Below are 22,592 nucleotides of genomic sequence, written 5' to 3'. Positions count from 1 at the left end.
GTGCTGGGGCTCGTGCCCAAGGAGAAGCTGCCCACCTACAACGTCTTCTACGAGGGCCGCACGTTCGGCCACGGCCAGCCGGGCATGGCGGAGACGCACCGGGGCGTGCCGCTGGGCGACTACCTGTTCCAGTTCGACTTCGGCGTGGTGGCGCCGGAGGTGTGCGAGGACATCTGGAGCGCGGATGGCCCCATGCGCCGCCGCGCGTACTCCGGCGGAGAGCTGGTGGTGAACCTGTCCGCGTCCCCCTTCCGGCTGGGCTTCTGGGACACGCGGCGTGAGCTGCTGGCCACGAGAGCCTCCGACCACCAGGTCACCATCGCGTACGCGAACGCGGTGGGCAGCAACGACGGGCTCGTGTTCGACGGCGGCGGCTTCATCAACCAGAACGGCCGCCCCGTGCTGGAGACGCCGCGCTTCCAGGAGGGCTACACCACGGCGGTGGTGGACCTGGACCGCACGCTGCGGCTGCGCACGGAGAACACCACCTGGCGCGTGGACCGCGAGTCCTGGGTGACGTCCGGCGGGCAGAAGGTGCCCACCGTGGACTGCACGCAGGTGAAGACGAAGCGCGACACGCTGGCCTACCCGGTGCCCGCGCACCGCAGCTTCTTCCTGCCCGCGCCGGACACCCGCCGCCCCGCGCGCGTGGCGCTGTGCGAGGACATCCTGGACGCGCTGGCGCTGGGCGTGGGCGACTACTTCGAGAAGACGCGCGCCTTCAAGCTGTTCGGCATCGCGCTGTCGGGCGGCCGGGACTCGCTGCTCACGCTGCTCATCGCGCACCGGTACGCGAAGCGCGCGCGGCCGGACAACCCGGGCTCGCTCATCCAGGCGTTCTACATGCCCAGCCCCTACTCCAGTCAGCAGACGCGCGACGCGGCGGAGACCATCGCGCGCGAGCTGGGCGTGCCCTTCCAGGTGGTGTCCATCGAGGAGGCCTTTGAACGGGAGAAGGCCGCCGCGCAGCAGATGCTGGGCGAAACGAAGCTCACGCCCATCACCGAGCAGAACATCCAGGCCCGCATCCGCGCGCAGCGCATGTGGAACTGGAGCAACTCCTGCGGCGGGCTGTTCCTCCAGACGGGCAACATGAGCGAGAAGTCGGTGGGCTACACCACCATCGGCGGCGACCTGATGGGCGCGCTCGCGGTCATCGCCAACGTGCCCAAGACGGTGGTGATGTACCTGTTGGACTACCTGCAGGAGACCACCGGCTACGAGGGCATCCGCAAGGTGCTGGCCAAGCCCGCGGGCCCGGAGCTCGCGCACGACCAGGTGGGCGAGGAGGAGCTGATGCCCTTCCCCATCCTGGACGCGTGCTTCTACCTGCACGCGGGTGAGAAGCTCACGCCGTCGGAGATGCGCACCGCGCTCACCGCGATGTTCCCGGAGGTGGAGGCACAGCGGCTGTCCAGCTACGTGGACCGCTTCGTGAAGCTGTTCCACCAGTCCATCTACAAGTGGGTGCAGGCCCCGCTGTCGCTGCACATCGGCAACCTGGACCTGGACCGTGAACGCGCGCTGCAATTGCCTGTCGTCACCGGTTCGGCGTGGCTGCGCGACGCATGAAGCGTGTCTGCCATTGACGCAGGGGAGGGAGGCGGACAAGCCTTCCTCCCCCGTGAAGTGGCTCTGAAACCACGTCTCCCCGCCTGCTGGGCGGACAGGCGGGTCGGCTGTCCTTGATTCCCATTCAACGGGTTGCCGGATGTGGCTCGCACGACAACCTTCATGTCAGTCAGTCGACGATGGAGGTATGGGATGAAAGCGAAGATTCTGGCGGGCGCCATCGCGGCGCTCATGTACGGAACGGGTGCGGCGGCGGCGGAGAAGGATTGCCCTCCAGGGCAGGCCGCGGTCCACAAGGACAAGGACACGACGGCCCAGGTGGCTCCTGAGAAGGTGCAGGAGGAGGACGTCATCATCGAGGAGGCGCCGCTGGATGAGTCGCTCCAGGGGACGGGAGGCAGCGGTTCGTCGTCCATGGACGACTCCAAGAGCCTGGGCACCACCGACCAGGACCTGAAGCAGAGCGGCACCGGGGGCAGTGGTGCCATCTACCTGAACCAGCCGATGCGCTGCGAGCCGGTGGAGCAGCCAGGGACGGGTGGCAGCGGCAGCGTCATGGAGCCGCAGTCGAGCACGCCCACCCCGCCTCCGCCTCCCGCGGCGGAGCCTCCGGCCGCTCCGCCTCCCCCCAGTGACGACATGAGCACCAGCGACAGTTCGCTGTCCGGCACGTCGTCCAGCTCGGATGCGACGGGTGGCAGCGGCGTCGCGGCGCCGTCTCAGTCGACGGACTTCCGTCCCTCGGCGACGGCGAACGAGGACATCGAGCCGCTGGAGGTGGAGAAGAAGAGCAAGAGCGACACCAAGGGCCTGACGCTGCTCATCGGTGGCGGTGTGGAAGGCTACACCGGCGCCCTGGCTCCGCAGTTGGCCCCGGGTCCCTCCGCGGGCGTGACGGCGTCCATCAAGCCGACGTCCGTGCTGGGCATTGAAGTCGGTTACTCCGGCGCCTTGAACAACATCAAGGACGCGGGGGTCTTCGGTGCCGACGACGGTCCGGACCTGGTCCGCAATGGTGGTCAGGCGGCCCTGACGCTCGCCATCGCTCCGACGCCGGTGCAGCCGTACCTGCTGGGCGGCATCGGTATCAGCAACTACCACTTCCGCGGCGGTGAAGCGCTGGGCTACAGCGATGACACCGTTGGCAACGTGCCCGCGGGTGTGGGTGTGCGCGGCCACTTCGGTCACTTCACGGCGGACCTGCGTGGCTCCTACAACTTCCTGTTCGACAAGCAGTTCGCTCCCAACATCGAGAGCGGCGGCGATCCGTCGGGCGGTGGTAGCTACAACGCGTCGCTGAACGTGGGTGGCACGTTCTGACCTGAAGCCTGAATGACGACATCCATGGCAGGAGCTGGCGGCGGGGAGCCCGGAAACGGGAGCCCCGCCGCCGCTCTCTTTTTTCATCCTGCTTTTTTCACCGAGCGGGCGACCATTCAGGGCGGCGGGAGGCTGCGAACGCCGTTAAAGTGCGCACTTTTCCTGGGTGGATTCCCGCCCTAGGAGTCATGCACATGAGCTTGAAGATCGAAGACGTGAAGGTGGGGACCGGGGCGGAGGCCACGGCGGGCAAGAAGGTGACCGTGCACTACGTGGGCACGCTGACCGACGGCAAGAAGTTCGACAGCAGCCGGGACCGGGGACAGGGCTTTTCGTTCCCCCTGGGCGCGGGCCACGTCATCCAGGGCTGGGACCAGGGCGTCGCCGGCATGAAGGTGGGCGGCGTGCGCAAGCTCACCATCCCGCCGGAGCTGGGCTACGGCGCTCGCGGCGCGGCGGGCGTGATTCCCCCCAACGCCACGCTGCTGTTCGAGGTGGAGCTGTTGACGGTTGGTTAGGACCTGACTTCAAGGACTCTGGAAAAAGAGAGGCCGTTCATGGCGACGCTCGAGATCACGAAGGACAACTTCAAGGAGACGGTGGGCAAGAACGGCATCGTCGTGCTGGATTGGTGGGCGACCTGGTGTGGCCCGTGCCGCGCGTTCGCGCCCGTCTTCGAGAAGGCGTCCGAGCTGCATAAGGACATCGCGTTCGGGAAGATCGACACCGACGCGCAGCCGGACCTGTCTGGCGCCTTCCAGATCCGCTCCATCCCCACGCTGATGGTGTTCCGGGACGGCATCCTCCTGTTCGAGCAGCCGGGCGCGCTTCCCCAGGCGGCGCTGGAGGACCTCATCAAGCAGGTCCGCGCGCTGAACATGGATGACGTGAAGCGCGAGGTCGAGGAGCAGCGCAAGGCCAAGGGCGGCTCTCCCGAGGCCTGACGTCCAGCCGGGCCCCTGCCCGTGTCCACGGGCAGGCGCCTACGGTGCGGTGGGCGTGCAGACCCCGCCGCCATTCAGGTGCGCTTGATCCACGATGCTCTGGGTGACGAAGGCCTGGAGCGTCCGCAGGTCATGGGCGCCGGGCTGGTAGACGACGGGTTGCCCCTGGGCATCCCGGAGTTCACCGCCGTCCAGCCCGTGCAGGTCCAGCAGGTCCTGGGATGACAGCCCCTCCGGGGTGATGACGTGGTTCGCGTCCGCGGTGGCGGCGATGGCTTCGAAGCGAAGCTGCACGCCCCGGTGGGTGCCCAGCCGGTCGTAGAACATGTGTTCGGCGTGGATGGTGATCTCCGCCTCCGCCACGGAGTTCTCCGGCACGACCAGGCCCTGGGTCCCATCCACGCCGTTGATGCAGTCCACCATCCGCGCGTTGACGGGGAAGCCCATGCGGAAGGTGTAGAGGCCCAGCGCGGGGTCGCGGTTCTGCGCGCGCCCCTCCACGAAGTAGCTGAAGCCGCGCTCGCGCATCATCGCCAGGTCGTCGGCGGACACGGAGACTCCCGCCACGGTGCGGGCCTCCGGAGGGCTCACGCGGAAGGACACCTGGTGGCGCCCGGCCTCCAGGCCCGTCAGCCCGGTGAGCGGTACGTCCTCCTTCTGCACGTCCACCAGCACGTGCTCTGGCGACGCGTGCACGTCGCCGGCCGCGGAGGTGAGGGTGAAGTCCCCCACGGACACCAGGTACTTGCTGAACTGCACGGACCAGCCGTCCTGGAAGAGGTGGTCCGCGTAGCCGCGCTGGGTGCCGTCTCCGCCGCTCAACGTCAGGCGCACGTCGCCCCGGGCCGCCGTCTCACCGCAGCCGGTGGCCGCGAGCGCCACGGCCCCCAGCAGCAGGGGGAGCCGCCTCCATCGGACCGGGTTGCCTTGGGTTTTCATGCATCTGGTTGGTATTTGTAACGTGGTTGCAAGTCAAGTGTGGGTTGCGATATCCACGGGTCGCTGTCTGGGGGACCGCCTGCGTCGGGTGGTCACCGTGGAGCGAGGTCGTTGCCTGTGTTCATTCCGACGCTGGTGCTCTGGCTGCTGAGCGCGTCGCCCGAAGTGCCCGTGACTCCCCCCGTACCCGTGGAGGCCGCGCCGCCGGTGATGCCGGCGGACGTCCCCGCGTTGACGCAGCCCGTGCGGGTGTTGCTGCGGCTGACGCTCGACGACAGGGGCGAGGTGTCGCGGGTGGACGTGCGCGAGTCGGCAGGCGTGGCGTTCGACCGGGCCGCGATGGCGGCGGCCCTGCGTTGGCGCTTCGAGCCCGCGCGCCGGGGGGAGGTGCCGCTGGAGGTCCAGGTGGACGTGCCGGTGACGTTCGAGCCGGTGGTGCCACCTTCTGACGCAGGAGCCGCGCCGCGTGCCGAAAACACGGACGTCACGCAACCCGCTGATGACGGTGGTGGTTCTTCTCCGGACCCGAAGCCGCCGTCGTTCTCCACCACGGTGCGCGGCCAATCCGTTGCCCCGCCCCCCGTGGCGGTGGGGGACTTCCACATCACGGTGGGGCAGCTCGCGGACGTGCCCCGCAACTCGGCCACGGACCTGCTGTTGCTGGCGCCGGGCGTGATGCTCGCCAACCACGGGGGGGAAGGCCACGCGGAGACCCTCTACCTGCGCGGCTTCGACGCGGGCGAGGGCAAGGACGTGGAGATGCGCCTCAACGGCGTGCCTCTCAACGAGGTCTCCCATGCCCACGGTCACGGCTACGCGGACACGTACTTCATCATCCCGGAGCTGGTGCAGTCGCTCCGTGTGACGGAGGGGCCCTATGACCCTTCCCAGGGCGACTTCGGCGTTGCGGGCACCGTGGACTACCAGCTCGGGCTGGAACGCCGGGGCATCACCGCGTCCGCCAGCTACGGCAGCTTCGCGTCGCGCCGGCTGTCCCTGGTATGGGGTCCTCCCGAGTCCACCGACGCCACCTTCGTCGGCGTGCTGCTGCGCCAGGGCCACGGCTTCGGCCCCAACCGCGCGTACGCGAACGCGGGCCTCATGGCCCAGACGGAGCTGCGCCTGGGCCCGGAGACGCGGCTGCGCCTGTTCGGTGCCAGCTACGGCGCGCGCTTCTCCACCGCCGGCGTGGTGCGCGAAACGGACGTCGTGGACGCGCGGCTGCCCTGTGACGCGGACGCGGACTCGCAGTTCTTCTGCCTCTATGACCCGAACCAGGGCGGCGCGAGCCAGCGGCACCTCGCGTCCGTGGAGCTGGTGTCGCGGCTGGAGCGCGGTGGGCGCTTCGTGCAACAGGCCTTCGCGGTGGCGCGCCAGATGCGCAGCCGCGAGAACTTCACCGGCTTCCTCCAGGACACGCCCCCGGTCGGAGAGGCGCAGCGCGGCGACAACACGGAACAGTCCTACCAGGGCACCACCGTGGGTCTGCGCGGGCGCTACACACCGGGCCTCACCTGGGCCGGTCAGCCCCAGCCGGTGGAACTGGGCTATGTGGCCCGCTACGACAACGTGCACACCCGCGCGCGGCGCCTGCGCGACAAGGGGGGCGCACCGTACGCCACCATCTTCGACAATCAGGTGCGCACCACGAACCTGGGCGCGTACCTGTCACTGCGCGGGGCCCCCATGGAATGGCTCACGCTCCGGGGCGGCGTGCGCGTGGACACCTTCCTGTTCGGCGTGGAGGACCTGAACCGTCCGGAGTCGGACCGGCAGGGCTCGCGCATCCCCGAGGAGTCGGTGGAGGCCTACGGGTTCTTCGCCAGCCCCCGCGCCAGCGCGGAAGTACGCCTGACGCCGCGCCTCACCTGGCTCACCAGCGCGGGCCTGGGCGCGCGCTCCAGCGACGCGGCGGGGCTGTCCGACGCGGAGTTCGCCCCCTACGCGCGGGTGACCTCCGGCGAGACGGGACTGGGCTGGCACTGGCGCGACGACGCGGGGGACTCCGCGCTGGAGGTCCGGGGCGCGGTGTTCGCCACGCGCGTGTCGCAGGATCTGGTCTTCAGCGAGACGACGGGGCGCAACCAGCCCATCGGTCCGTCGCAGCGGCTGGGCGCCTTCGGCACCGCGCGCTTCCAGTGGAACCAACGGCTGGACGTGCAGGCGAGCCTCGCGTGGGCCCGCGCCACGCTGCCCGTGCCCGGTGCGTCCTCGTGGCGGCTGTGGGACGGCACGGTGATTCCGTACATCCCGCAGGTGCTGGGCCGGGTGGACGCGGCCTGGCGTGGCACCACCACGGTGGCCCGGCAGCCGGTGGGGTGGAGCCTGGCATTGGGCCACAGCGCCATCGGGCCCAAGCCCCTGCCGTTGGACCGCTACAGCGAATCCATCTTCCTCTTCGATGTGGCGGCGCGGGCCCGCTGGCGCGCCGTGGAGCTGGGCGTGACGGTGGAGAACCTGCTGGACGCGCGCTGGCGCGAGTCCGAGTTCAACTACGTGTCCAACTTCCGCGGCCCCGACGCGCCCGCGTCCCTGCTGGCCACGCGTCACTTCTCCGCCGGTGCCCCTCGCACCGTGCGCGGCACCCTCACCGTGTACCTGGACCTCCAGGAGGACCGGCCATGACCTCTGCCTTGCGTCCCTCGCGTCGTGCCTTCACGCGGTTGCTGGGCGGTGCGCTCGTGGCGGGCGTCCACGCCTGCGGGCTGTCCGGCACCGGCGGTCGGAGCATCACCTTCCGCATGGGCCTGCGCACGGCCATGGCACCCGGTGAGGACACCGTCGGCGTCTTCACCACCGACACGGGCTGGCGCGTGGCGCTCACCACCGCGCGCATGGTGCTGGGGCCCATCTACCTGTTCGAGAAGGCCTCGCCGCTGCAGCCCCAGGCCCTGCTGCGCCGCGTGAGCGACCTGCTGCTGCCCACCGCGCACGCGCACGAAGGGGACTTCTTCTCCGGAGGCCGCGTGCTGGGGGAGTGGGACCGGGAGGTGGTGTTCGACCTGCTCGCGCAGCCGGGACAGGCGCGGGTGCTGGGACACTCCCCGGGCATCGCGGGCCTGGCGCGCTCATTGTCGCTGCTGCTCCAGCCGCCCTCCCGGGCCCTGGGGGCGGAGGGTGACGTGATGGAGGGGCGCACCCTGTTCCTGGAAGGTGTCGCGACGCAGGCGGAGGCGCGCGTGCCCTTCCGGCTCGCGATGGACTTCCCGCCCCCCGTGGAGCTGCAACGCGTGGACTTCGTTCCCATCCAGGCGGACCTGGATGACGAGGGGTTGTTCTGCCTGGAGGCGCAGCCGCACCGCTGGTTCACGGGCACGCGCTTCGACCGGCTGACGGTGCCGGCGGAGGGCACCCCCGTGGACGTGGGGCCGGAGACCCAGGTGCACCGCGCGCTGAGCGTCAACGTGCGGCGCTTCGATGCCTTCACCGGCGCATGGGAGCCCCAGGGCTGAAGGGGGGCGGTGGGGCTCAGCCCGGCTGCCAGAACGGTGACAGCGTCAGCTCCACGTTCCCGAAGGGGTCCGCGCGCACGCGGTCCTCGTCGACGAAGACGTTCTTCAACACCCAGCGCTCGTGCTCCTGGCGGAACACCTCCAGGATGTGGTGCACGGGGTTGATGACCCAGGCGTGGTGGATGCCCGCGCGGGCGTAGCGGGGCAGCTTCGTGGCCAGGTCCAGCTTCGCGGTGGCGGGCGACAGCACCTCGCAGATCCAGTCCGGCGCGCGGTCGATGAAGGAGCCATTGGGCAGCGTCGGGGGCCGTCCGCCCACCCAGCCCGCCAGGTCCGGCACCAGCACGTCCTGGCCCAGCAGCAGCCGGGGCTCGGCGGTCCACCACCAGCCCTCCGGCGCTCGGCCGAGCAGCGGCGACAGCCCCTTGCGACGCGCGACGGAGGGCGAGGAGATGTAGAGGACGCCATCGAGCGCTTCGCCCACCAGGTAGTGGGGCAGCGTCTGCACTTCCTCATGGGGATCGAGCGGCTTGTGGGGAACGGGCTGGCGCATGCGGTAGTCCTCGCGGTGGGACTTCACCGTAACGAGCGCGCCCTTTTCGCCGCATCGGACCGCCGGGGAGGGCGACCTTGTCCTGGTGGACGTGGGCCCCTCCCCGCTGGACATGTCTGGTTACTCGCGCTCCAGCACGAATTGAAACTTCTCCGCCGGCACCGGTCCGAACTGGAACAGGTAGATCTGATCGCCCGGTGCGGACGTGAAGGTGAGCGTGTGCGTGATGCCCCCGCAGATGAACCGGGCGGGTGCGAGCACCGACACCACGTCCGTCCCTCCCGCCGTGTCGTTGGTGACCTTCGTGTTCACTTCCTGGCTCAAGTAGAGCGTGACGTGCTCGGTGTTCTCCGGGTCGGAGATGAAGGCCGTGTAGCCCCCGAAGCCCGCCTCTCCCGAGCGCAGGGTGACTTCGTAGCGCGCGTGGCCGGTGTTCGTGTCGGGCGGGAAGTCGAAGGGCGTGCGGCCCGCGGTGACGACCTCCGGCGTGTTGACGAGCGTGTGCGTGCACGCGTGCTCCATCGCTGGATCTCGCTCGCCGGTCGTGAAGTCCAGCGCGCTGTCGCCCAGGCCCGAAGTGGTGGGTCCCAGCGCGCGTCCTGCCCCGTCCTTCAGCGCGGTCAGCTCCACGACGTAGTGCGTGGAGACCTCCAGCGGCCGGTTGCTCTCCTCGGTGCGCGGCACCGTGACGGTGAGCGTGCGCGCATCCCCGGACCAGCTTCCGGTGAGCACGCGGGGCGGCACCGTGGTGTCCGTGCGGTCGCGCAGTGTCACCTGGGCGAAGGTCGGGTCCATGGGCTCGCTGAACGTCAGCGAGAGCACCTTGCGGAAGGCGATGAGCGGCTTCTCACCGGAGGTGTCCAGGTACAGCTCCAGCGGGTAGACCTCCGTGGCACCTTCGGTGGGTTGAGAGGTGGTGACGGTGGCGGTGGAGGTCGGCTCGGTGCCCGCGTCGGCGCTGGTGCCCGCGTCGGACCCAGCGTCCGCCGAGGTGCCGGCGTCCGGCGTGACGGTGGGTTCTTCGTCATCACAGCCGGTCAGGGCGAGCGCGGCGCAGGCAGCGAACAGGAAGGCGGCGGAGGACAGACGCATCGGGGTGGATCCTTCAGGGGAGGGGCACGGAGGAAAGGCCACGCCGGAGCACCCTTCCGAGGGGAGATGCTCCAGCGTGGGAGCAGACCTGATTCAGGTCCGCGTCAGCGTGGGACGGAAGCTCAGCGCGCTAGCACTGCGACCCGTCGCAGTTGTCGTCGATGCCGTTGCCACAGATTTCAGCGGCGCCCGGGTTGACGCTGGCGCCCGAGCCCGGCGTGTCGTTGCAGTCAAAGCGCTGCGTCGTGTAGCCGGAGGGCGGCGTGCACGCGGTCAGGACGGAGGTGGTGTTGTTGCCGTACCCGTCGCCATCCGCGTCCTGGTAGTAGCGGGTGCGCGTGTCGTTGAGGAACTCCGGCACCACCGTGATGGCATTGCCCGTCGCCGGGCCCGTCGCGACGATGTACGTCGTGCCCGCCGTCAGGTCGTACACGGACACGGACACGAGCGAGCAGCCGGAGGCCGACACGGCGTGCGTCAGCGCGGAGGCCACCGTGGCGCTGGTGCTGCCGTTGACGACGGTGATGGGCACGCTCTGCGTCCGGTAGAACGCGTAGGAGCCGGTCGTCGCCGGCACGTACGTCACCGAACCCTCCGCGCCGGACGGCAGCGCGAGGTCATAGGCCTTGTGCTTCGTGCTGATGGCGGGCGCGCTGGTGGTGCGCGTGGCGCTCGCCGTGATGGCCACGTGGTCCGTGGGGTTGCCGGCGTGGGCGCACGCATGCGTGGTGATGCCCGTGCCCAGCGACGTGCAGCCGGCCTCCAGCTCCTGCGAGTCCTGGGCCTCGAACGTGGACTCCGGCTCTTCCATCGGGCCGCAGGCCACCAGGCCGAGCGACAACAGCGCGCTCAGCGCGATGCGCTTCGTCTTCATCATGGGGGTGTTCCTTTCGGGATGCCGGGCGCGGGGTGCCATGCGGCTTCAAGCCGCCGGTGCGCCCGGTACTCTGAGTCATGCCGTAAAGGTAACTCAGTTGCAATAGTGTCCCGGGTGATTCCAGGCCCGGGTCACTGGAGGTGTTCGATGACGAGTCCGAGTTCGGTGAGCGCGGTGGGGCCGAAGGTGACGGTGTACTGGACCTTGTCGGTCAGCTCGTAGCCGACCATCTGCTTCAGGCCTTCACAGAAGGGACCGGTGGCCTGGGCGGCGACGGGCTCGATGACGCGCTCGCCTTCCTTCACGGTGACGGCGAGCTCCGGGGTGCTCAGGTAGAGGACGAAGTCCCCGGTGGCCCACGCCTTGAAGTTGAACGTGCCCACGGACTGGCCGCCCTCCTGTCGCAACTTCACGGTGTAGTGCGTGTGGAAGTCGTCCACGCGCGGCTGCCGGTCGGGGGATGCGGTGACGGTGGAGAAGGGACCATTCGCGACGTGGAAGCAGGCGTGCTCGCCGTTGTCCCCGAAGTCGAAGCCCTCGCGCGGGACGTAGTCCGGGTCCGGCACGCACGACAGGCCCTGCTCGCTGGCCAGGGAGCCCCGGTCGCAGTGACACCAGTCGCCCTCCGGCTCCCGGTGGATGTGCCCGTTCGGCTTGCACGGGTCGGTCTGCTCCTGCGGCGTGCCGCCGTCGGGTCCGGCGTCGTCGCCTCCGCAGGCGGTCAACGCCGCGATGCTGCCGGCCAGGAGGAGGGCACGGAACGGGATGCGCATGGGAGGACTTCCTGGTTGGAGTCTGGATGTAGATGCAATTGAGATACAGAAGTTTTAGGATGTCGGGAAGGCCCGGCCGCGCGGAGGCGGTCCCGGGCCTTCTTTCAGACGCCCGTGGAGGGGTTACTCCTCGTGGCCTTCGTGTGCCGTCTCCTCGATGACGAGCAGGAAGGTGGCGGCCTGGGGGACGACGGCCGCGAAGTCCACGCGGTAGTCGATGCCACCCTCCAGGTCCGCGGTGACGGCGGTGCGCAGGGTGCCGCAGACCTCTTGCGGGACCTCGTAGCGGCACTCCAGGCCGACTTCCTCATTCGTGGCCGCGTTGACGATGCGGACGGCGCGGTGGCCGGAGGTGAGGAGGGCGAACTCGTTGGACTCCTCGGGCGTGAAGATGACGGAGCCCGCGTAGCCCAGCGTCCAGTTCTTGTAGGTGATGGCCGGGAGGGTGACGTTGTACGCGGTGTGCCCGACGCTCACGTCCACGAAGGACGGACCGCCGAGGGGCGCCGCGGTGACGGACTCGAAGGGGCCGTATTCGGCGTGGACGCAGGAGTGCTCGGCGACCTCCTCCAGCTCCTCCGTGTCCTGGCAGGCGGCGAGCAGCTCCGACTGCTGGGTGATGGGGGCTTCGGCTTGCGGCGTCCGCTCCTCGGTGGCGCCGCAACCGGCGAGGAGGAAGACCGCGCTGGCGGCGACGAGGGCATGGGTGGACAGGTGCTTCTTCATGGGGGGCTCCTTGGGATGGGTGCTGCGGGGTGTGAGGGCAGGGCTCAGGAGCGGTCCGGGCGCAGGACGAGCCACGGGACGCGCACCTCGCCCGAAGGCAGGTGTTCGGGCGGGAGCTGGAGGTGGGCGCTGTGCGCGCTGGGGGAGAGGCGGGCCGCGCGTTCCCAGGCGTCACGAAAGGACGCCTCGTCCGGGAAGGTGACGCGCGACACGCAGCCCGCGGCGTAGCAGTGGGCGGCTTCCGCCTGGACGGGCCGCACGTCCCGGCGGATGCGCTCGTGCCACGAATCCAGCGCGGCGCGAGCGTCCTGCGTCCACGGCTCCTCGCTGTCACCGGACGCCGTGAGTTCGGCGAGCACCGCGTCGCGGCGGGCCTGGGGGCTCGCATGGTCCGCGCGCAGGGCCTTCACCAGCCGCACGCGCGTGTCCGGCAGGGCGCGGCGCGCGCGGCCTCTCAGCTCCGGCTGGGGCGGCCCCTGGACCTTCAGCGCCGCGTCCAGGAATGCCTCCGGGGGAGGCTCCAGCTCAGCCAGGGACTCGGCGGGCGCGGCCTCCCGCACTGTCGCGGGCTGGACGACGGTCACGGGGCGTGGGGCGGGCTTCACGGGTGTCGGACGCGTGACGGCGGGGAGGGCAGGGACCGCGTCGGCGGAAACTTCCACGGGGCGCTGGAGCCAGCCGAGCGCCAGACACGACAGCACCACCCCTGTGCCTCCGACGCTCCAGACGATGCGGTTCATGGGTCCCCTCAGGGCGCACCGGTGGCGGTGCGCGAGCCGCCTCGCCATCAGCCAGGGGCCCGCAATAGATGCCACCAAGATCCATATGCAATCAAGTTGCATTTATGGGACGGCCTCCTGGGTAGGGAAGGGTCACGGGGTGGACGTGACCTCGTTTCCACAAAGGTTTGCTGTCCCTGGAGGCCGGGCTTGCGGAAGATGGGGTGCTGTCTTTCCCGCAGGCCCGAGGTGCCGTCGTATGAGAGGGTCGTCCTTCTTGTCGCGTGTGCTGGTGTTGACCGTGCTGGTGCTCCCCGCGTTGTCGCAGGCGGCCTCCTACCTTCGGGTGGTGAGCTGGAACCTCCGCCACGAGGGATGGGCGGCCGAGCAGAGCTACCTGGAGGACGCGCAGCAGTTGTGGAACCAGTTCGGTTCGAGCAGCACGTCGAACAACGGCGTGGACCTGGTGTTCCTCCAGGAGGTGATGAACACGGCGGCGGCGCAGGCCGTCGCGCAGAACCTGACGCAGGTGTCGGGGGTGACGTGGACGGCGGCGGTGACGCCGCTCATCGGGCGTTCGTCCTACAAGGAGTCGTACGCGGTGCTGTACCGGGCGGACACGGTGTCGCTCCTGTCCTCCACGGTGTGGAACGACACGGGGGACCTGTTCGAGCGCGAGCCGCAGGTGGTGAAGGTGCGCCACGTCCCCACGGGCGCGGACTACACGTTCCTCAACTGGCACACGGTGTGGGGCGTGGCGGCGGACCGCAAGCTGGAGGCGCAGGCCATCGACGCGGTGTTCGCGTCCGTGCAGTCCTCGAGCAGCACCGACCAGGACGTCATCCTGGTGGGCGACCACAACATGGCCTGCACCCACGCCTCCTGGAGCGAGCTGAAGGCCGTGTCGCCCGCGGTGACGTGCAAGCTGGACACGCCCACGACGCTGAACTCGACCGGGGGCTTCGCCAACGCGTATGACCACTTCTGGGTGCAGGACACCTACGTGACGGAGTTCTCCAGCGCGGGCCGCGACTACATCGGGAACACGCAGGACTACGTCACCCGGCTGTCGGACCACGCGCCGGTGTGGCTGTCCCTGTACTCCAGCAGCGACACGGACTGACGCCGGATGCGCTGGAAGCAGGTCCTGTCCGGGGTGCTCCTGTGCGCGGTGCTCCTCGCCGCGTGGTGGGCGGCGTCCCGGAAGCCCGAACCGCTGGTGGCCCCGGTGCCGTCCGCGTCCGTGGAGGTCGCGGACGCGGGCGTGCGCGATGTCGTTCCTCCCGTGGCGACGCGGGAGGCGGCGGACGCGGGCCTGTGGCTGCGGGCGACGCTGGAGGGCGCGCATCCGTTCATCGGAGAGGCGCGCGTGGGCGCGGCGTTCATCACCGACGAGGACCTGCGTTGGTGGAAGCAGGGGCAGGCGCGGGGGGAGCACGCGGGGCCTTCGCGACTGGAGGACCTGGCCAACGTGCGCGGGTGGGTGACCGCGCCCGTCACCGCTTCCGCGCAGGGAGGCGTGCTGGGGCCGGTGGAGGTGCCTCCGGCGCCGCGCTACCAGTTGGTCGCGTTCGAGCCGGACGGGACTTTCTGGTGGGGCGACCACGTGCCGGCCTCGCCCCCGGAGTCAGGGACGCTGGACGCGGGCGTGCTGCGGGCGACGCGGCCCACGGGCGTGCGCGTGCGGCTGGCGGGGGCGAGGGATGAGGCGGGGACGTTCTCCGTGCGCATCGAGCGCGACGTGGATCCGGCGGACGCGGAGCGGGCCAGTGCCCTGCTGGTGGTGCTGCGGTTGGTGGCGCCGGAGTTGATGGTGGCGCTCCAGGACGGGCTGCCGGTGCCGCTCGTGAAGGATGGCGACACGGTGCTGGCGCCGCTGCCTCCGGACCGGGCGGTGCGCTTGTGGCTGCGCGCGCCGTCGGGGAGGGAAGGGGGGCCGGTGGAGGTGCCGCTGCGCGAGGGCACCGTGGGCACGGTGACGCTGGATGTGGCGCGGCTGTTTCCCGAAGGCGTGGGCCGCGCGGTCACCCTGCGGGGCCGGGTGCTGCTGGGCCAGACGTCACGGCCCGCGGGGCCGGCGGTGTTGCGCACGGAGGAGGGCCGGGAGGTGGCGGTGGACGCGGAGGGGCGCTTCACGGTGCCGGACGTGCCGGCCTGGCGTGCATCACGCTTCACGGTGTGGCGGGAGGAAGCGGAGTCGGGGCGGCCGGTGGCGCCGTCGCATTCGGAGTTCACCTTCACGCCCACGGCGGAGATGGCCGGGACGGTGGAGGTGGTGTGGCGCATGCCGGTGTACCGGTGGCTGGTGTTGCGGATGGATGGCTTCACGCGAGCGCAGCTTCAAGCGCAGGCGCAGATCCCCTATCCGGTGTACCTGCTCCAGCGTCGCGATGCCCGAGGCGCCTGGAGCGATGTGCCCACGCAGGAGTTCATCCCCGAGAAGGACAACGTCGCGGTGTCCCTGCTGGAGCCCGGCGCATACCGGGTGCTGACCGCGTCCTCACCGTATGCGCTGCGCCCGAGCACGGAGGCGCGTGCGGGCGCGGACGACGCGGACGTCGAGGTGAAACTCACGGCGGAAGAGACCCCGGCCCCTTCCTGCGAGGTGCGCGTCACGCACGAAGGGCGTCCCGTGGTCGGGGCGCTCGTGACGGCGGGTGGTGGAGACCGCTCGATGCCGCCCGTGCGCGGAGAGACCCGCACGGATGGACGGTGGCCCCTGGGGCCGGTGCGCTCCGACCTGCTCCCGGTGGAGGTGCAGGCGGAGGGCCTTCCGGCCTGGGAGGGCGACGGTGTGGAGGCGTGCCGTCGCTCGGGCGTCATTGAGGTGAAGCTGTAGGCTGGAGGGCCGTGGTCAGGCGGCGGAGGCCGTTAGAACCTCGTCGGCGGCGAGGGGCGGCGTGGTTCCGTCCTCTTCCTCTTCTTCGGTGGCGCGCGCCTGGGCGCCGAGCGCTTCCACCCAGAGCTCCAGGACGTCCATCAAGGCGCTGCGCGTCTCGCCCTGGAGCGGGGCCAGCAGCCGCGCCATGCGCTCCTGCACCAGCGCATCCGTTTCCTCCGCGACCGCGCGGCCCGCGTCGGTGAGGCGCACGCGCACGCGCCGGCGGTCATGCCGCACCGAGCGTTCACGGCGCACGAGTCCCCCCTCTTCCAGACGGTCCACCAGCCGGCTCAAGCGGGGCATGGCGAGTCCCCCCAGGCGATGGGCCAGCTCGCCCACCGGCAGCAGACACTCCGCGCGCAGCCACCACAGGGCCTGGAGCTCCAAGGGCTCCCAGCGAGGATGTGGCAGGGACGCCAGGGGGCTGGCCAGGGCGCCGCAACGGGCCGCGTCGACAAGGAGGTTCCGCAAGCGCGCCACCTGCACACGCACATCCACCGAGAGCTCCGTCGTCATCCACCCCTCCATCCCGAGGATGGGCCAGCATCCGGCCACGCCAGTCCCGCCCTGGGGTTTTCGCGGGCTTTGGCCCGCATGAGACTCAACGTGGATACGTGACGGACATATCGGTCGGGTCGGACACGGTGATTTTCAGTTCGTGAAAGGGCCCGGGGCGCTCCATTCCTCCTCGGGGGTTGAAAAGGGGCGATGTGGTTGCCCGTAATTTGCCCATGCCCTGCCCACGGTAGTCAGTGGTGCCAAGTTGGAGGAGGCGAGTTGCAGACCAAGGTGGCGGGAATACGGTTCGTTCGCCCTGGGTAGGTCCGCTAGGGGCCCCCTTGGGGAATGCTTCCAGCAAAGGGGGTTGGCGATGTTCGAGCAGTTCAAGCCACTCAACCGCAGCCTCGGGATGCTCCTCAAAGAAGTGGAGAGAGCGCATGGAACTCAATCGCTGATCTTCAACAGCGAGGAGAACGCTGTGCGGGACTTCCCTACGCAGCGAACAATCTGGGCAGCGTACGAGGGAAGGAAGCCGTTTTGACGAGGGCAACTCCACTTTTCTGGCCCCTCTCTACAGGGCGCAGGAGACCATGCGTCGGTGAGGTGCTCCGCGCTGGTGTGTCCATCTCTGGTCCAAAAGCACTCTCTTCAGGAACTACAACTGGAATTCAAATGGCACGGTCTGAACCGCTGTCGGAAGAGCAGCGCGAGTCCGCGCTGAAGGACATTCAGGGGCCAGACCGCAGTGTCATCGTTCCAGCGGCCAAGGCCCTGTCGGCGGATAAGTCGACCACATCGAGACTGCTCGAGTTGCTGGATGTGGCGAGTCATGTGGATGCAAGGCATGGGATTCTCTATGCGCTCTCGTGGCACGCCGATCTCAGGACGTGGGACCTCATGGTCCGCATCCTCGCGGACCCGCAGGAGGCACCCAAGGTACGGGGACAGGCCGCGGAGGGCCTGTCCTACATGTTCCATGGAGTGAAGATGGATTCGAGGGAGGCTGAGGTCGCGGTTGAAGCGTTGCTCATGGCCCTGAAGGACCCCTCGCCCGAGGTTCGCTACTGTGCTGTCAATACGCTTGGCGCGACCGGGCATCTCCCGCTCGTTCCGGTGCTGAAGGAGATGTTGGCGGATCAGACCCCGGCGCCGGGGTGGGTCGGCACCGTGGGCGAGGAGGCGTCCAGGGCACTTGATTGGATTGAGAGGGCGCACTCGCAGCGCCTCAAGGACGGGCTCTGACGTCCTTGGCGCGACGTCGGGATGTAACGCCGCGCCCGGGGCTCAGTCCCCGCTCGCCGCCCTGCGCTTCGCGGTCCGCGCCTTGGCGTGCGCCTTGTCGAAGCCTTCGTAGAAGCGCACGGCCTGCTCACCCACCATCTGGATGTGCTGGTTGTTGAGGTACGCGGTGATGGGCGCGGCGACCAGCGGCATGGCCCGGCCCAGCGTGTTCATGCCGCCCTTGGCGAGCAGCAGCGCGGCCAGCTTCCCCAGCACCTTGGGTCCGGAGCGGTGCAGCGGCCCCAGCCCGTTCGCGTAGCCGAACAGGTCCAGCAGCTCTCCGCGCGCGCGGTCCGTCTTGAGGTTCGCCTTGTAGAGCGTGGCCAAGTCGGTGAGCAGGATGATCTGCAGGTAGGCCATGAACACCAGGTCCGCCGGCAGGGAGATGAGCCCGAACACGCCGCTCACCCCGCCCACCATGCTGGCCAGGCTCTTCTTCTCATCCACCAGCCGCTGCGCCAGCTCCTTGGTGTTCGCGGACGGGTAGCGCTTCTCCAGCGCCGCCACGCGCACCTTGGCCCGCCCCACCTCCTGCTGGATGAGGTCCGACAGGCGCATCGCGCCCAGCTTCTTCAGCTCCGCGGGGGTGAGCTTCTTCATGAAGCCCAGCCGCTCCGTCACGCCGTCGTAGAAGGCCATGTCCTCCTCCTTGGGCCGCGCTCGCGGCCCGTCGTCTAGTAACCCCGCTCGGCCAGGTACAGGTCCACCAGCGCGCCTTCCTCGTACCAGGCGTGCCGCATCTCCGACTGGAACCAGCGCGAGTCCGGCCGCGCCTGGCGGATCTCCACCTTCACCCGGTCGGGCCCCGTGTCGATGACCGACGCGCGCGCCTTGCACGCCGCGCCCGGCTCCTCGCCGAAGCCTCCCTCCAGGCACACCTCGTCGCCCACCGACAGGCGCCGCGTGTACTCACTGGCCAGGTAGAGCGCGTCGTCACACCCGCTGCGCACGGAGGCCTTGCCCAGCGCGACGCAGCGGTTCTTCTGGGGCGCGGGGAAGACCGGCACGTTCGAGGACATCGCGTCCTCGTCGTTGGGGTCCTTCTGGTAGCCCACCGACCTGCAGCCCGCGCCCACGCACGCCAGGGCCAGCAGGCCCGCCCACGTCCACCTCATCGCGCCACCACCTCCGGGACGGGGGGATGCCCACGCCCCTACGCCTACAGGAAAGGGCGGGGAGCATGGCAGACGGGGCGGAGGCCGGCAAAAGGAGCCGGCCCCGGGTCCGTCCTCAGGCGATACGGCGCGCGGGTCCGGGGATTTCCTCGGTGATGCCGGGAACCGCCCGGTTCTTGCCGTCCACGAACACCACCGTGGGCTTCCAGTTGGCCAGCTCCGCCTCCTCGACCTCCGCGAAGGTGGCCAGGATGACCAGGTCGCCCGGCTGGTTGAGGTGCGCAGCGGCGCCGTTGATGCAGATGACGCCGCTGCCGGACTCACCCTCCAGGGCGTACGTCTCCAGGCGGGTGCCGCGCGTGACGTTCCACACCGCGACCTTCTCGAACGGGAGGATGTCCGCGGCCTGGAGCAGGTCCCGGTCAATGGTCACCGAACCCTCATAGTCGAGGTCGGCCTGGGTCACCGTCGCGCGGTGGATCTTGGACTTGAAGAGGATGCGGCGCATGGCGGGGGGGTCCTCTGGAGGCGGGGCAACCGTAACGGCTCCCAGGGCTGGGGACAACATCCCCGGTGTCCCGCGCACCGCCTGCTCCCCTGGAAGCCCCCCGCCCGCGAAGGGGAAGGCCCCCAGGGAACGGGTGCCTGCCTACTTCTTGGTGAAGTTGACGAGCTGGCTCAGGTTCAGCGGTACGGACTGAGCGTCCGACGTCAGGTTGCCCGTCATGCTCACCTGCGCGTTGCCGCCCGAGCGCAGGGCCATGGCCGCCGACGCCGCGCTCGCGAAGTTGATGGTCAGGGGCAGCGTCACCTGCTTGGTCCCGCTGCCATCCAGCATGCCCAGGTTGCCCGTGGACAGGGTGCCCACGTTGGCGCCCGCCACCTTGAGGGCGCCGGTGATGCCCGCCACCGGCAGGGGGAAGCTGTTGCGGTTGGTGATGGCCAGGGGGAACTCCACCGTGGCCCCGCTCAGCGTGATGTTGGTGATGCGCGGGGACTGGAACTGCACCTGGGGAATCTTGGGCACGGGGAACGTGCCCTCCTTCTCCAGCGGGAACTTCAGCACGCCCAGCGGCGTCTGGATGCCCAGCGTGCCCTGGGCCTTGAAGGCCGCCGCGTCCTTGTTGAGGAACGTGGTCACCACCGGCGCGATGTCCGCGAACTTCACGTTGGCCGGGAACACCAGCTCGCTCTTGCCGTTGGACTTGAGGTTCATGCCGTTCTTCGGCTTGCCCGCCACCAGCTGCTTGCCCTCCACGAAGAAGGCGTAGTCCACCGACGCCAGCTTCAGGCCCAGGCTGTTGGGGTTGTCCACCTCGTACACCAGGTCCACCGTGGCATCCGACAGCGACGCATTCGCCAGCCGCGCCGTCTTGAACTTCATCGTGGGCTTCTTGAAGGCGCCGTTGAGCAGGCTCTGGAGCGCGGCGCAGCCGCTGAGCATGGTGATGGACAGGGCGAACAAAACCAGGAACGCGCGATTCTTCATGGGCATGGGCGTAGCAGAGGACGCACCCTGGCCGCGCGGGATTCAATCGCGTTCAGGACCGGGCCTTCGGCGCGAGGGTGCACCTTCCGCACACCAGTGGTATGCGGCCAGGGACTCCCCCGCGCCCGGAGGTTGGCCCGCCGTGACAGGTGGCATCTTCTCTCACCCCCTCGCCACCTCTCCGGGAGCGCCCGCCGGGCCCCCGCGAGGACCGTGGGCGCTGCTCGCGCTGACGGTGCTGCTGACGCTGGCCGCCTGCTCCCGTCCCTCCAGCGGGGCTCCCACGGAGGCCCCGGGAGCCACTGGCTCGGCCTCTGGCGCGGTGCGGCGCATGGCCATGAAGCCGTGCCGTCTGGACGGCGTGGCGGCGCAGACGCTGTGCGGCACGCTGGAGGTCTTCGAGGACCGGGCCGCGGCGAAGGGGCGGAAGATTTCCCTGCGCGTGGTGGTGGTGCCCGCGCTCGCGTCGCAGCCGAAGGAGGATCCGCTGGTCTTCCTGGCCGGTGGGCCCGGACAGGCGGCCTCGCGCACGCGCATCCTTCCCGCGCTGGAGCGGATCCGCCGTCAGCGCGACATCATCTTCGTGGACCAGCGCGGCACGGGGGACTCGCACCCGCTGGACTGCGACGCGCTCAATCCCTCGCGCGTGTCGCTGGCGGAGCGCTTCGCGGACCGCGAGGACGCGGACGTGCTGCCCCAGTGCCGCAAGGGCTGGGACGCGGACGAGCGGCTCTACACCACGTCCATCGCGATGGACGACCTGGACGACGTGCGCGAGGCGCTGGGCTACGCGAAGGTGAACCTGTGGGGCATCTCCTACGGGACGCGCGCGGCGCTGGTGTACATGCGCCAGCACCCGGACCGCGTGCGCACCGCCATCCTGGATGGTGTCGCCCCCATGGGGCAGTACCTGCCGCTGTACGCCGCGCGCGACGGGCAGCGCGCCCTGGACCTGCTGCTGGAGGCGTGCACGAAGGACACCGTCTGCGCGACGGCGTACCCGGACCTGAGAGCGCGCACGGAGGCGCTGCTCGCGAAGCTGGACGCCGCCCCCGCGAAGGTGCGCCTGCCCCATCCGCGCACGGGCGTGGCGGAGGACTTCGTGCTCACCCGGCGCGTCTTCACGGCGGAGCTGTTCGCGCTGCTCTACAGCCCGGACGTCGCGTCGCTGGTTCCGCTGATGCTGGACCGCGCGTCGAAGGACGACTGGACGACCTTCGTCGCGCTGTCGCTGGGCCTCACGGATGAAGTGGCGCGCACCACCAGCCGGGGCATGTTCCTGGCGGTGGTGTGCGCGGAGGACGCGCCCTTCTTCACGGCGGAGGACGCCGAGCGCGAGGCGAAGGGCACCTGGTTCGGCTCGCGCATGGCGCTGGATGTGAAGAAGGCGTGCGCGCAGTGGCCTTCCTCCACCGTGCCGAAGAGCTTCCGCGAGCCGGTGGTGTCGGACATCCCCACGCTGCTGCTGTCGGGCGAGCTGGATCCGGTGACGCCGCCGCCCTGGGGTGAAGAGGCGAAGCGGACGCTGTCGCACAGCCTGCACGTGGTGGTGCCGGGGCTGGGACACAACACGGTGGGCGCGGACTGCGCGCGCTCGCTGATGGCGGAGGTGCTCACGCGCGGCAGCGTGGAGGGCCTCACGCCCGACTGTGGGAAGGGCCTGAAGCGCCCGCCCTTCTTCACCTCCTTCGCCGGCCCCGTGCCGTAGGTCAGGACTCCGTGCGCCCATGATTGAAGCCAGGAACCTGCACAAGCAGTTCGGCAAGGTGACGGCGGTGGAGGACGTGACGTTCACCGCGGAGGACGGCGTCATCACCGGCCTGCTGGGCCCCAACGGCGCTGGCAAGACGACGACGCTGCGCATGCTCTACACGCTCATCCGCCCCGACAGTGGCACCGCCACCGTGGACGGCGTGGACGTGGCGAAGGATCCGGAGAAGGCCCGGCGCGCGCTGGGCGTGCTGCCGGATGCGCGCGGCCTCTACCCGCGCCTCACCGCGCGCGAGCACGCCCGGTACTTCGGGGAGCTGCATGGGCTGTCCGGTGCCGCGTTGGATGCGCGCGTGGAGGAGCTGGTGGAGCTGCTGGACATGAAGGACATCGCGGACCGGCGCACGGAGGGCTTCAGCCAGGGCGAGCGCGTGAAGGTGGCGCTGGCGCGCGCGCTGGTGCACGGGCCCCGCAACGTGCTCTTGGACGAGCCCACCAACGGGCTGGACGTGATGGCCACGCGGTCGGTGCGCACGCTGTTGCGCAAGCTCAAGGCGCAGGGCTGCTGCGTGGTGTTCTCCAGCCACGTGATGCAGGAGGTGGCCGCGCTGTGCGACCGCATCGTGGTGGTGGCGCGGGGGCGGGTGG

Annotated in this window: 24 protein-coding genes; 12 read left to right on the top strand and 12 right to left on the bottom strand. The window is 69.8% G+C overall.

Translation table 11 applies throughout. The features are described from left to right. The 4 genes from nadE to trxA all read left to right on the top strand — a co-directional run. Positions 1-1,572: NAD(+) synthase (gene nadE, locus D7Y13_RS18490; protein ID WP_120582810.1), on the top strand; the 1,572-nt coding region annotated here is incomplete at its 5' end. 192 nt (positions 1,573-1,764) lie between these two features. Then, positions 1,765-2,892, top strand: a complete 1,128-nt coding sequence (locus D7Y13_RS18485) for a hypothetical protein (RefSeq protein ID WP_199732702.1) — start codon at positions 1,765-1,767, stop codon at positions 2,890-2,892. Between the two features lie 194 nt (positions 2,893-3,086). Continuing rightward, positions 3,087-3,410 (top strand): FKBP-type peptidyl-prolyl cis-trans isomerase, encoded by a 324-nt coding sequence (locus D7Y13_RS18480; protein WP_120532196.1) that lies wholly within the window; start codon positions 3,087-3,089, stop codon positions 3,408-3,410. Positions 3,411-3,449: 39 nt separating this feature from the next. Further along, positions 3,450-3,836, top strand: coding sequence for a thioredoxin (gene trxA, locus D7Y13_RS18475; protein ID WP_120532195.1), 387 nt, complete (start codon positions 3,450-3,452; stop codon positions 3,834-3,836). 39 nt (positions 3,837-3,875) lie between these two features. Here trxA and D7Y13_RS18470 read toward each other — a convergent pair whose 3' ends face one another. Beyond that, a complete protein-coding gene (locus tag D7Y13_RS18470; protein WP_233595369.1) occupies positions 3,876-4,775 on the bottom strand; it encodes a hypothetical protein in 900 nt (299 codons plus the stop codon). Between the two features lie 117 nt (positions 4,776-4,892). Between D7Y13_RS18470 and D7Y13_RS18465 the strand changes: the two genes are divergently transcribed. Further along, positions 4,893-7,400 (top strand): TonB family protein, encoded by a 2,508-nt coding sequence (locus D7Y13_RS18465; RefSeq protein ID WP_120532193.1) that lies wholly within the window; start codon positions 4,893-4,895, stop codon positions 7,398-7,400. Next, complete coding sequence (locus D7Y13_RS18460; protein ID WP_120582812.1) at positions 7,397-8,227, top strand: hypothetical protein; 831 nt, start codon at positions 7,397-7,399, stop codon at positions 8,225-8,227. Before D7Y13_RS18465 ends, D7Y13_RS18460 begins: the two co-directional genes overlap by 4 nt. A gap of 16 nt (positions 8,228-8,243) precedes the next feature. Here D7Y13_RS18460 and D7Y13_RS18455 read toward each other — a convergent pair whose 3' ends face one another. The 6 genes from D7Y13_RS18455 to D7Y13_RS18430 all read right to left on the bottom strand — a co-directional run bounded on the left by D7Y13_RS18455 (position 8,244) and on the right by D7Y13_RS18430 (position 12,988). Beyond that, positions 8,244-8,807, bottom strand: a complete 564-nt coding sequence (locus tag D7Y13_RS18455; protein ID WP_199732703.1) for a Uma2 family endonuclease — start codon at positions 8,805-8,807, stop codon at positions 8,244-8,246. A 93-nt stretch (positions 8,808-8,900) separates the two neighbouring features. Continuing rightward, entirely contained in the window at positions 8,901-9,872 is a 972-nt protein-coding gene (locus D7Y13_RS18450) for an Ig-like domain-containing domain (protein WP_120532191.1), read from the bottom strand. 130 nt (positions 9,873-10,002) lie between these two features. Next, on the bottom strand, positions 10,003-10,749 hold the full coding sequence (locus tag D7Y13_RS18445) for a putative metal-binding motif-containing protein (protein ID WP_120532190.1): 747 nt from the start codon (positions 10,747-10,749) through the stop codon (positions 10,003-10,005). A gap of 131 nt (positions 10,750-10,880) precedes the next feature. Beyond that, positions 10,881-11,522 (bottom strand): hypothetical protein, encoded by a 642-nt coding sequence (locus tag D7Y13_RS18440; RefSeq protein ID WP_120532189.1) that lies wholly within the window; start codon positions 11,520-11,522, stop codon positions 10,881-10,883. 123 nt (positions 11,523-11,645) lie between these two features. Then, positions 11,646-12,248, bottom strand: coding sequence for a hypothetical protein (locus D7Y13_RS18435; protein WP_233595370.1), 603 nt, complete (start codon positions 12,246-12,248; stop codon positions 11,646-11,648). A 44-nt stretch (positions 12,249-12,292) separates the two neighbouring features. Further along, positions 12,293-12,988 (bottom strand): flagellar biosynthesis protein FlhF, encoded by a 696-nt coding sequence (locus D7Y13_RS18430; protein WP_120582813.1) that lies wholly within the window; start codon positions 12,986-12,988, stop codon positions 12,293-12,295. A 265-nt stretch (positions 12,989-13,253) separates the two neighbouring features. Here D7Y13_RS18430 and D7Y13_RS18425 point away from each other — a divergent pair, with 265 nt between their 5' ends. Together D7Y13_RS18425 and D7Y13_RS18420 are read left to right on the top strand one after the other, a co-directional pair. Next, positions 13,254-14,090 carry an endonuclease/exonuclease/phosphatase family protein gene (locus D7Y13_RS18425; protein WP_233595376.1) on the top strand — a complete coding sequence of 279 codons (837 nt, stop codon included), beginning with the start codon at positions 13,254-13,256 and terminating at the stop codon, positions 14,088-14,090. Between the two features lie 6 nt (positions 14,091-14,096). Beyond that, on the top strand, positions 14,097-15,806 hold the full coding sequence (locus tag D7Y13_RS18420) for a carboxypeptidase regulatory-like domain-containing protein (protein WP_120582815.1): 1,710 nt from the start codon (positions 14,097-14,099) through the stop codon (positions 15,804-15,806). A 15-nt stretch (positions 15,807-15,821) separates the two neighbouring features. Here D7Y13_RS18420 and D7Y13_RS18415 read toward each other — a convergent pair whose 3' ends face one another. Beyond that, on the bottom strand, positions 15,822-16,364 hold the full coding sequence (locus tag D7Y13_RS18415) for a MarR family winged helix-turn-helix transcriptional regulator (protein WP_199732704.1): 543 nt from the start codon (positions 16,362-16,364) through the stop codon (positions 15,822-15,824). Between the two features lie 355 nt (positions 16,365-16,719). Here D7Y13_RS18415 and D7Y13_RS45750 point away from each other — a divergent pair, with 355 nt between their 5' ends. Together D7Y13_RS45750 and D7Y13_RS18410 are read left to right on the top strand one after the other, a co-directional pair. Beyond that, complete coding sequence (locus D7Y13_RS45750; protein ID WP_158620307.1) at positions 16,720-16,890, top strand: hypothetical protein; 171 nt, start codon at positions 16,720-16,722, stop codon at positions 16,888-16,890. A gap of 131 nt (positions 16,891-17,021) precedes the next feature. Continuing rightward, entirely contained in the window at positions 17,022-17,591 is a 570-nt protein-coding gene (locus tag D7Y13_RS18410) for a HEAT repeat domain-containing protein (protein ID WP_199732705.1), read from the top strand. Positions 17,592-17,633: 42 nt separating this feature from the next. Here the strand turns inward: D7Y13_RS18410 and D7Y13_RS18405 are convergent, their stop codons facing one another. From D7Y13_RS18405 to D7Y13_RS18390, 4 genes are all read right to left on the bottom strand, one after another. Beyond that, the gene (locus D7Y13_RS18405) at positions 17,634-18,269 is read right to left on the bottom strand and encodes an EcsC family protein (protein ID WP_120582817.1); all 636 of its coding nucleotides are present in this window, start codon (positions 18,267-18,269) and stop codon (positions 17,634-17,636) included. Between the two features lie 35 nt (positions 18,270-18,304). After that, a complete protein-coding gene (locus tag D7Y13_RS18400) occupies positions 18,305-18,745 on the bottom strand; it encodes a hypothetical protein (protein WP_120532183.1) in 441 nt (146 codons plus the stop codon). A 115-nt stretch (positions 18,746-18,860) separates the two neighbouring features. After that, on the bottom strand, positions 18,861-19,253 hold the full coding sequence (gene panD / locus D7Y13_RS18395; protein ID WP_120532182.1) for an aspartate 1-decarboxylase: 393 nt from the start codon (positions 19,251-19,253) through the stop codon (positions 18,861-18,863). Between the two features lie 141 nt (positions 19,254-19,394). After that, positions 19,395-20,240, bottom strand: a complete 846-nt coding sequence (locus tag D7Y13_RS18390; RefSeq protein WP_120532181.1) for an LEA/WHy family protein — start codon at positions 20,238-20,240, stop codon at positions 19,395-19,397. Between the two features lie 136 nt (positions 20,241-20,376). On the opposite strand from D7Y13_RS18390, the gene D7Y13_RS18385 reads away from it, so the two are divergent. After that, complete coding sequence (locus tag D7Y13_RS18385) at positions 20,377-21,942, top strand: alpha/beta hydrolase (RefSeq protein ID WP_370451639.1); 1,566 nt, start codon at positions 20,377-20,379, stop codon at positions 21,940-21,942. Positions 21,943-21,961: 19 nt separating this feature from the next. Then, positions 21,962-22,592: ABC transporter ATP-binding protein (locus tag D7Y13_RS18380; protein ID WP_120630736.1), on the top strand; the 631-nt coding region annotated here is incomplete at its 3' end.

It is taken from the genome of Corallococcus praedator, from assembly GCF_003612125.1.
In the GTDB taxonomy this organism is placed as follows: Bacteria; Myxococcota; Myxococcia; order Myxococcales; family Myxococcaceae; genus Corallococcus; species Corallococcus praedator.
This window is presented reverse-complemented; position numbering and strand designations above follow the sequence as displayed.

Excerpts from the sequence above, each read along its gene's own strand:
- D7Y13_RS18485 (WP_199732702.1), top strand. The coding sequence starts at position 1,765 with ATGAAAGCGAAGATTCTGGCGGGCGCCATCGCGGCGCTCATGTACGGA.
- D7Y13_RS18480 (WP_120532196.1), top strand. The coding sequence starts at position 3,087 with ATGAGCTTGAAGATCGAAGACGTGAAGGTGGGGACCGGGGCGGAGGCC.
- trxA (WP_120532195.1), top strand. The coding sequence starts at position 3,450 with ATGGCGACGCTCGAGATCACGAAGGACAACTTCAAGGAGACGGTGGGC.
- D7Y13_RS18470 (WP_233595369.1), bottom strand. The coding sequence starts at position 4,775 with ATGAAAACCCAAGGCAACCCGGTCCGATGGAGGCGGCTCCCCCTGCTG.
- D7Y13_RS18460 (WP_120582812.1), top strand. The coding sequence starts at position 7,397 with ATGACCTCTGCCTTGCGTCCCTCGCGTCGTGCCTTCACGCGGTTGCTG.
- D7Y13_RS18450 (WP_120532191.1), bottom strand. The coding sequence starts at position 9,872 with ATGCGTCTGTCCTCCGCCGCCTTCCTGTTCGCTGCCTGCGCCGCGCTC.
- D7Y13_RS18445 (WP_120532190.1), bottom strand. The coding sequence starts at position 10,749 with ATGATGAAGACGAAGCGCATCGCGCTGAGCGCGCTGTTGTCGCTCGGC.
- D7Y13_RS18440 (WP_120532189.1), bottom strand. The coding sequence starts at position 11,522 with ATGCGCATCCCGTTCCGTGCCCTCCTCCTGGCCGGCAGCATCGCGGCG.
- D7Y13_RS18435 (WP_233595370.1), bottom strand. The coding sequence starts at position 12,248 with ATGAAGAAGCACCTGTCCACCCATGCCCTCGTCGCCGCCAGCGCGGTC.
- D7Y13_RS18430 (WP_120582813.1), bottom strand. The coding sequence starts at position 12,988 with ATGAACCGCATCGTCTGGAGCGTCGGAGGCACAGGGGTGGTGCTGTCG.
- D7Y13_RS18420 (WP_120582815.1), top strand. The coding sequence starts at position 14,097 with ATGCGCTGGAAGCAGGTCCTGTCCGGGGTGCTCCTGTGCGCGGTGCTC.
- D7Y13_RS18415 (WP_199732704.1), bottom strand. The coding sequence starts at position 16,364 with ATGACGACGGAGCTCTCGGTGGATGTGCGTGTGCAGGTGGCGCGCTTG.
- D7Y13_RS45750 (WP_158620307.1), top strand. The coding sequence starts at position 16,720 with ATGTTCGAGCAGTTCAAGCCACTCAACCGCAGCCTCGGGATGCTCCTC.
- D7Y13_RS18410 (WP_199732705.1), top strand. The coding sequence starts at position 17,022 with ATGGCACGGTCTGAACCGCTGTCGGAAGAGCAGCGCGAGTCCGCGCTG.
- D7Y13_RS18405 (WP_120582817.1), bottom strand. The coding sequence starts at position 18,269 with ATGGCCTTCTACGACGGCGTGACGGAGCGGCTGGGCTTCATGAAGAAG.
- D7Y13_RS18400 (WP_120532183.1), bottom strand. The coding sequence starts at position 18,745 with ATGAGGTGGACGTGGGCGGGCCTGCTGGCCCTGGCGTGCGTGGGCGCG.
- panD (WP_120532182.1), bottom strand. The coding sequence starts at position 19,253 with ATGCGCCGCATCCTCTTCAAGTCCAAGATCCACCGCGCGACGGTGACC.
- D7Y13_RS18390 (WP_120532181.1), bottom strand. The coding sequence starts at position 20,240 with ATGCCCATGAAGAATCGCGCGTTCCTGGTTTTGTTCGCCCTGTCCATC.